Source organism: Stieleria sp. (assembly GCF_041595215.1).
Taxonomy (GTDB): Bacteria; Planctomycetota; Planctomycetia; order Pirellulales; family Pirellulaceae; genus Stieleria; species Stieleria magnilauensis.
In genome coordinates this window covers 1-9552 of sequence record NZ_JBFHKV010000213.1, presented here as the reverse complement: position 1 = coordinate 9552, position 9552 = coordinate 1, and the positions used below count along the sequence as shown (strand labels likewise).

Genomic DNA, 9552 nt, shown 5'->3' with positions numbered 1-9552 from the left:
GGCTCATTCGTTTCGACGATCCCAATCACTTTGTCCGGATCGACGCGTGCGTAGGGTTTGCCGATCCGCTGTAAGGGATGATCCAGATCGATGGCGGGTCGATAGGGAGGTGTCTTGGGGACCACGATATCGGACATCTCGGCGATCCGACGCGATTGCCCGCGATTCAATTCGATGACGACGTGTTCCGCCGAATGCAAGAACGCGGGGGAGGCACCGATGGAATTGGTCAGATAGACGCGTCCGTCCGCAGTGATCTCGGACGCTTCGATCACCGCAAAATCAATCTTTCCGAAAAAGCCGAACAGGGTGAACTGGGGAACGTCGGACAGGTGCATGTCCACGAAGTCCACGTCGCCTCGATTGATTTGATCGCGCAGCGTGCGCGAGGATTGATACGGGGCGCGCCAGCGGATCGCCTCGGCCTGGGCGAGTGCTTCGTCCAGACTGCGGCCGGTCGAAGCCCCCGTCAGCACTCGCAGCGCGTAAGGAAGCCCGGCGGCGTGGTCCTGCCGTGCGCGACGGGCCAGCGCCTGAGGCACGGCTTTGGCTGCGCCCGCCGGGGTGAAGCCACTGAATGCCACCATCGCCCCGTCGGGGATCAGACTGGCCACCTCGTCGGCGTCCAAGACGGGAAATCCTTCGTAGTCCACTGAAATAGCCCCCATCGCAGCATGGTGTCGGAAATCGGCTGACTCGAACGGATTCCAGGGATGCCTTCGATCTAGCCCAACAAATCACCCGCGCCGTTCTCATCTCGCGGCGCTCACGGTGCTTAAAAAGCTAGGCCACGGAGATTCAATCGATCGGCCGCCAGCGGGTTTCAATCCAATTGGGCGGCGCGAGGGTTCGGAATGTGCCGCCAAGAACCCGCGACCTGAGAGCAGAAAACGCCGACGTTCCCGATCGCCGACAGGGGGCCTCCGTCTCAGCCACCCTTTTTTTTGACCAACCCATTTTTTGACCGACCGGTCGCGTTGCCGATTCCGGACGTCGGGGCCGGTGTGCTGAATCCGCCCACCTGCGGTCGCAACCTTGGCGACGCTTCAGACGTGGATCGGCAGACCGTCCGGCAGGCGGACTAATACCGCGAGGTGGTCGGATAGGGCAGCGGGGTGGCGATCTGGCTGTTCGCGTTGGTGCGTGCGGCGTCCAAATTAGAATTGATTTGGCGGCTGAGCGCCGCGACGCGTTCGGCGATCATCGGTTGAGTGTTATTGAGCGCCAGGGCCCGCTGATAATTCTGCAGGGCTTGGGGCAGATCGCCATCGGTTTCCCGCAACCGCGCCAGTGCCAACCAGGCTCTGGAGTTGTTGGCATCCAACTGGACCGCGTCTTCGAGATATTTCAGTGCCGTCTGGGATTCGCCGGCCTCCTCGTACAACCGCGCCAATTCCACCCGCGGTTCCGATGCCATCGGATTACCGGACGCCCAGTTCTTGATCAACGCGAACGCGCGGTCGGGACGACCGGTGTCCATCAGCAACACGGCCAACCCGCGATGGCACTCGATATGGTTGGGATCATGGTCCAGGCACTGGTTGTAAAGCGCCTCGGCATTGCGAAACAGCGATTCGTCATTCCGCTGGCTCGCCAAGCGATGTGTCGTGGCGGCCAGGTTGTAATAACCGTCAGGATTGGTCGGATCGTCCGCCACCACTTGCTGAAATTGCTGCAGCGCGGCGGTGTACTGTCCCTGCTGATGAAGCTGGGCGCCCAAGACGTTTTTTCCGCTCGCGGTCCAGCTGCAACCGACCGATGTAAGGACTGGCAAAAGCGCCAGCGGAAAAACCACAGCGCGCCAGCGGGTGAAAAATCGACATCCGCAGCAGGAACCACCGCCTTGATAGGTGGCTTTCTGTTCAGATTGAAGAGTCATTTAACTGCCATCCTGACATGTTACGACCGCACCTTCAGGGGGGATCAACTGAGACCCGTCGGAGGCGTCGCGGTCCAAAGAGCGTCGCATTGTGCAGGCAAACCCTATCAACACGCGCCGAAACCACGCAAGAGAGGAACTTTCGTGCCGTAAACCACGTCGAACGGGGCACGTGTTCGCTCGCAATGCCAATCTGCACGGATTAAGACGGTCGTAACAATCGTGGTAGACAGCCCAAACCCCGTGAAAAACGCCTTTTTCATTGCGGTTCCACACGACCTAATTACACTTCGTGCCAGGTACCGCCGCGCAACAGCGCAGATCCCCTAGCTTATCGATTTTGCAACTTTTGACCTAAGACGGGTCAACTCCGACAACCGACGTGTTGTTGCCGGACTCAACCCCACAAGTGCTGCCCCAACAGACTGACTGCCCGCAACCCGGGCATAATGACGAGGCCTCTGGATGACCTTCCGCAAACCATCGCATTCCCTTCGCACCCATCTCAGCCGCAACTCCGGGTTGCACTCCGATGGTACGACGCCACCGGCCGCTGCACCTCGTGCGGGCCGTAACCGCCGCAGCGAGAAGCGCCGCGACGAGAAACGCCGGTCGCTCATGGAGAGTTTGGAGACGCGCCAATTGCTGGCCGGTCCCGAGCTGATCGGGATTCAGCCCAACGAGGGCGATCTGTTGTTCAACGGCGACACGTTGAACTTTTCGCCCAAGGAGTTGGTCTTCCGATTCGACGACAACACGCGGATCGACGAGAGCACTTTGGATGCGATTCGCATCACGCGTGCGGGCGAGGACCGGACGTTTGAATCGGCGTCGGTCACAAGCGACATGGGAACCGGCGGCACGGCGTTGTTCGAATTCCGCGCCCGTCAATCGGGCAGCCTGGGCAACGGGATCACGCTGGAGTTTACCGAGACCAATCGCGTCGGCACGTCGGCACCGATCATCACGACCAATGGCCGCACGATCACGATCGACATCAACACCAATCCGTTGCAGCGGACGCTGGCGCGGGACTTGGTTTCGGCGATCAATCGCGATTTGAGAACCAACACCAGTGATCCGTTGCGTTCGGGTGATCTGATCGAAGCGATCCAGATCAGCGGGGCATCGGGACAGCGCATCGCTTCGTCCGCCAGCGTGCAAAACAAAACGTTGGAACTCGACGGGGCTAACGCCGCGCAAGCGGTGACCGACTTTGGGACCAACGGCGCGGTCCGAGTGCGATTGATTTCACAGCTGCCCGGTTTGGACGGCCGCGGCACCAACCTGGTGGTCGAACAGCGCAACTTCGGCGGGCCGGCCAATCCGGTCGTCGTCGTCAGCGACCAAACGATTCGCGTCCAGCTCAACAGTTTCTCCGCCGATCCGACGACGGCCGACGAGTTTGTCAACGCGATCAACTCCAACCCGCAAGCCTCGGCCCTGATCCAGGCGACCATTCAGGAAGGCAACGGGTCGACGCCGATCGGCCAACGAACGGTCAACTATTCACCGATCAATCTGAGCGGTGTCAGTGACGTGGTGGTCGAACCCGGGTATGTCGGGTTGGGCGATTCATCACGCGAAGTGATTTTTCGATTTGCCGAACCGCTGCCGGATGACATCTACCAGATCGACGTGCTGGGCACCGGGAATTTTGCGTTGCGTGGCGAAGACGGTGAAGCGTTCCAGGACGGCACCGATTTGACACGGGTGTTCAACATCAACTTGGGACCACAGGTGGTCGCGGTCGTTCCCGAACCGGTCCGTCGCCAACCCAACGGGACCCTCGGAACCGAATCCGGCAAGATCGAAGTTCACTTCAATGACGACGATCTGCTGCAGTCGGCGGCCGTGAACCCCAACTTTTATCAGCTGATCTTCACCCGCGACACGGTCGACAACACCGACGACGTGATCGTTCGGATCAGTCCCACCGCCAGTGCGATCACGAACACCAAGGTGGGCGATGTCTGGACGGTCACCTTGCCCGGCACCGTGCGGTACAGCAACATCACGAACATTGCCACGCTGGACTACAAGCGGGCACTCTCTCGAATTCCGGATCCGGAAACCCCTGGGCAATTGCTGACCGGAAACGCGCGGCTGCGGGTCGGAACGGCAGAAAATTTGCCGATGGCGTCCCAAGAGATCACGCTGCCGATCGGCACCCCGGGTGCCCCCGACGGCGCCGGCGACAGCTTCCTGACCGCGTACGACTTGAACACGACGTGGAGTCTGAGCGGCGCGACGACGACGCGTTCGGCGACGCTGGTCAGCGAGATCCGCAATGAGACACCGTTCGAATTGGACCTGCCCGGCCCCGACGTCCCGGGCACGCGGGTGATCCGAGCCGAAGACCCCTCGCGACTCGATCGCGTGGTGCCGTTGGATTACGTCCGTCAATTCGCCGACACGGTCGATGGGATCACGACGATCGAATACGACTTCGTCGCCAGTTGGTTGGGCGACGACCCCAATCGTCCGGGGATCACCGCGGACACCAATTATTTCAACATCATCAGCGAAGAACAAAAACAACGCGTCCGCGAGGTGATGTCGCTTTACAGCGAGTACCTGGGTGTCGCGTTTGTCGAAGTTTCCGATCGCGACCCCGCCGACATCGGTGGATTTTCGATCGTCGTCGGTGACTTGTACGGCGGTGATGAACGCGAAGCCAGCGCCCAGGGCGGCCTGGCCGTGGTCACGCGCGATCGCGACGGTGACGGTGTCGATGACCTGGTCGTGATGGACTTCCAAGACTTTGACGAGTCGATCGATGATCAATTCGGCGGCGAGTTCTTCCGCGGGGCAATGTTCGGCGTCGGCCAGTTGCTCGGCTACGGCTATGCCGACGACCTGCCGCAACCGGTCACCCAAAGCACCGACTTTATTTTCCAACCGGGAACGGACAACGAGCCGGCATTCCCCAGTTACGCGGACATCGTCCACGGCCAGTATCTGTATCGCCCGGACAGCACCGACATCGACATGTATCGCTTCCAGGTCGACCAGACCGGATCGATCGCGATCGAAACCATCGCCGAGCGACTGGGAACCCCCAGCCTGTTGGACACCCAGCTGCGACTGTACGTCGAAGACGCCAACGGACAGTTCGTCGAGATCGCTCAGAACGACGATTACTTCAGCAACGATTCGTTGATCCGCATCGACAACGTCAATCCCGGCAACTACATGATCGGTGTCAGCGCCAAGGGCAACGACACCTACGATCCCGTGATTCCGGGCACCGGCTTCGGCGGCACCAGCCAAGGCAGCTACGAGCTGCGTGTGGATTTCACACCCTCGGCCGTCAGCACGATGGTCGACAACACCGGCATCCCGCTCGACGGGGACGCCGACGGCACACCCGGCGGAACGTTCAACTACTGGTTCAAACCGTCCGATCCCTCCGAAACGCTTTACGTCGACAAGGGGAACGTGACGCTGCGTCAGGCCAGCGGGTTCCTGCCGTCGGGCCTGGGTGACCTGGCCTTCATCGAAGCCTTCCAGACGCGGACGATCGGCTACGTCAACAACGCGTACGATGAAATCGATCTGGCGGTTGCCGACGCCAGCCGCATGTCGATCCTGAAACAAAAGGCCTTCAACGGCACCCTGACCGAACTGAACCAGTTGCGTCTGTCGGGCAATCTGAACGACATCCAGCGGGCCGACTCGATCACCCGTTACCTGTCCGACTTGGACCTGACGATCCGCGTGCTCGGCAACGGCGGTCGTGACGGATTGGTGCACACCGCGGGCGACAACTTCAGCTACAACATCGGCGTCAATGACAGCGGATTGGCACTGGAAGACGGCACCAGTTTGAATCTGCCCGCGGGCATTCAGATGATGGTCGACGCCGGCGCAATCCTAAAGTTCAGCAACACCCGGTTGGGCGTCGGCAGCGTCGCGCCGACGATCGATTTGAGCGGTGCGAACCTGCAGGTGCTCGGTACGCCGACGCTCGTCGCCAGCACGGGTTTGCCGGCCCGCAATGAGTCCGGCGCGATCGTCCCGGGCAGCGTCTTTTTCACCAGTATCAACGACGATTCGATCGGCACCGGGAACCAGATCGGCGTCCTGCCGGCGGCGCAACCGGGCGATTGGGGCGGCATCGATTTCCGCGGAGATCTCGACACGGCCGACGAACTGCGGATCAATCCCGAAGACCAAGGCATCTTCAACAACCATATTCAATACGCGGACATTCGCTACGGTGGTAGCGCCGTGCCGATTGGCGGCCGCAGCGTCGTCGTCTCACCGATCGACATGGCGATCACGCGTCCGACGATCATCAACTCGACGATCAGCAACAGCGCCGACGCTGCGATCGCCGCGACCCCGGACACGTTCCGCGAAGATCGATTCACCGATCCCAAGTACCAACAATCCGGACCGTTCACGCCCGATTACACCCGGGTCGGACCGGAGATCCACGGCAACACCGTGATCGACAACAGCATCAACGGTTTGTTCGTTCGTCTGCGGACGCGGAGCGGATCGACACTCGAATCGGTCACCACCAGCACGCGTTTTGACGACAGCGACATCACGCACGTGCTGACCGAAAACCTGGTCATCGCCGGCACACCCGGCGGTCCGATCCTGCAGTCCGGCGCCCCGTCGTCGTTCCTGATCCGATTGTCGGCCCGGCCGACCGACGGTGCCGTTCCGGCGGGCACCTACGTTTACCGATTGACCAACGTGACCGACGCTAATTTGGAGTCGGCCGCCAGCGATGCGACGGTTTCGATCACGACGACCAGCACCGGTGGAATTCGTTTGCAGCAGCTGCCGACGGTCGAACCCGGCAGCGCGACCGTGGCGCGGCGTTTGTACCGTGCGACCGTCGTGGGCGGCGTCCCCGGACCCTTCGAACTGGTCGCCCAGCTCAACGCCAGCAGCACGTCGTTCACCGATCGTTTGGCCAACGGTGGGGCGGAAATGCAGGTCACGTCCAGCCCGCTCCGCAGCCGTCTGGACGCCAGTCTGGTGATCGATCCGTCGACCGTCGTGAAAGTCGACTCGGCGCGGATCGAGGCCCGCTTTGGCGCCAACCTGATTGCCGAAGGCACCTCCGGCAACCCGGTGGTGATCACCAGTTTGGAAGACCAACGCTACGGCGGCGGCGGCACCTTTGACACCAATGACCGTGGCAACGCTGCGGAAATCGCGCCCGGCGATTGGGGCGGACTGTACATCGGCCATGGCTCCTCGGCCAGCATCGACAATGCCGTGATCGCCGGCGGCGGCGGCACGACCCGCATCGAAGGTGGCTTTGCGTCGTTCAACGCGATCGAAGTCCATCAGGGCGAACTGCGTCTGACCAACAGCCGGATCGAGCAGAGCGCCGACGGCCGCGGCTCGCTCAACGGCACCCGCGTGGGACGCAGCGACAACGCATCGGGAGCCGTGTTCGTTCGCGCGGCCACCCCGATCATCGTCGACAACGACTTCATCGATAACGAAGCCGCGGCGATCTCGATCGACGTCAACTCGCTCAACGCGTTGGAGGTCTTTGACAGCGGGCGCTCGATCGGATCGATCGACAAGTTCGACATCATCGGCAACAGCGGACCGCTGATCGAAGACAACTCCATCACGCGCAACGCGATCAACGGCTTGGCCGTTCGCGGCGGCCAACTGGTCACCGAAGGCGTGTGGGACGATGTCGACATCGTGCACGTCGTCACCGACACCATCGAAATTCCCAACAAACACATCTACGGCGGTTTGCGGCTGATCAGTGATGCCCGCGGATCACTGGTCGTCAAACTGCAGACCCAGGCCGGCGAAGAGCAAACCAATCCGGCCGGAATCGTCGTCGGCGGATCGTTGCTGACCGCCGCGGATGAATTCCGTGACATCGCCGATCGCATCGGCGGATCGCTGCAATTGATCGGCCACCCCGATTTCCCCGTCATCATGACCGCCTTGTCCGATGACTTCTCGGGCGCCGGGTTCACCATCGACGGCTTCGCACAAGTCGACACCGACAACGACGGCGTGATCAGCGGCGTCATCACCGGTGACGACAATAACACCGGCACGGGAACCGGCGGCGCACTGGTCGGAACGCTTCCAACCGGCCCCGAAGTCAACTTGGGCACGACGATCGACAACGACGTCGCGGCGACCATCACCGGGTCGTTCACCGCAACGATCGGAGACGCCAACGAAGTGGTTTCCAGCGCCACCACGGTCGAAACGCCCACCGGCCAACAACTGCTCAACCAAGACTTCGTCTTCCAGTACAGCACCTTCCTGACCAGCGGCGGCAACACCACCGCGCTGTCGGCGACGACGATCACGCAACCCGCGACCCTGATCGCGAACGACCGCGTCGAAAGCCGGGGCACCTACACCGGCCCCAATGGAGACGTCAACTGGGTCGCGACCAGCTTTTTCATCAACGGATTGCCGACGTTGTTCTCCACGCTGGACCTGCAATCCGGCTCACCGTTGGGTGACATTCGAGTGGTCAGTTACTTGGATGAGGACGTCCAAGGGATTTCGGACGACGTGCTGTACACCGTGGGAACGCCGGGGCAAGCCGATTTCCGTGTCTACACCGTCGACGGTCCGCTGCGGATCGGTTTCTCCCATGGAGGCTTCTACACCAACGACGGCGTCAATCAACTGGGTGCGACCTATGAAGGCTGGGCGGCCGACCGGTTCGCCGATCTGCGAACCCAGATCGCCGCCGGCACGCAAACCTACTCGATCCCCGGCGTGATCGACTTGAATGACTTGCCGCAAGGCAACGACCCGATCTTCGGCACGACCTTCGGCCCCAACGACATCACCACGGCCCACTCCTGGGTCCTCGATTCCAACGCGTCAAGCGCCCGCGTGACCAGCTTCTTGGAACTGCTGGCGTCTGACCCGACCGTCGCTCAATCCCCCAACGCGGTCCAAGCCGGCCAGTGGAACGGCGTGACGATCCGCGAAGGTGCCGATGACCGCAACGTCGCCGCCGTGGCCGAACAAGAACCGGTGCGAACGACCGTGTTCGACACCAATTCCTTCCCGGGACAAGCTCAGTTCCTCGGTCAACTTGCCCCCGATGAACAGTCCGGCGACGAGAACCGTCGACTCGGATTCATCGTCGACGGTGCGATCACCACCCGCAACGATGTCGACGTCTACACCTTCATCGCCGAAAGCAACACGGAAGTCTGGTTGGACATCGACCGCACCAGCAGCGGACTCGATACGGTGATCGAGCTGATCGATTTCAACGGCGACATCCTGGCCGCGTCGAACGACTCGCTGTTGGCCGAACGCGACGTCGCGACCGGCATCTACGTTTCGCCACGTTTGGACAGCGATGCGGCCCAACCACTGACGGTCAACGAAGAACGCATTCCCGTCCAACGGATCACGGTCGATTACGACATCGTCAACGCCACCAGCGGGAACCTGACCTTCGGACTGGCAAGTGCCCCGGGAACGACGGTCAATGTCGACGCGGCGGACTTCAACGCCAATCCCGCCGGTTCGATCGCAGCGGCGCTCAACGGCGCATTCCAAAGCGAACTCGGTTTCGTCACCACGCAGTTGCTCTCGCGATCCGCCACGGGTGACTTCGTCATCGAAGTCCGCTTCGACGCCGCTTTCTTCACGGCCCTTGAAGTTCCCGAAATCATCGGAACCGCCAACCCGAT

The 9552-nt window shown here is 61.5% G+C and carries 1 protein-coding gene and 2 pseudogenes; 1 reads left to right on the top strand and 2 read right to left on the bottom strand.

The features are described from left to right. Together ABX749_RS10685 and ABX749_RS10680 are read right to left on the bottom strand one after the other, a co-directional pair. Positions 1 to 668 (bottom strand): annotated as a pseudogene (locus ABX749_RS10685) (acetyl-CoA hydrolase); the annotation flags it as partial. Between the two features lie 413 nt (positions 669 to 1081). Then, on the bottom strand, positions 1082 to 1879 hold the full coding sequence (locus ABX749_RS10680; RefSeq protein ID WP_372895966.1) for a tetratricopeptide repeat protein: 798 nt from the start codon (positions 1877 to 1879) through the stop codon (positions 1082 to 1084). Between the two features lie 618 nt (positions 1880 to 2497). Here ABX749_RS10680 and ABX749_RS10675 point away from each other — a divergent pair. Further along, positions 2498 to 9552: pseudogene (locus tag ABX749_RS10675) on the top strand (hypothetical protein); the annotation flags it as partial.

What these genes read in the sequence shown, in the direction of transcription:
- ABX749_RS10680 (WP_372895966.1), bottom strand. Translation starts at nt 1,879, where the DNA reads ATGACTCTTCAATCTGAACAGAAAGCCACCTATCAAGGCGGTGGTTCC.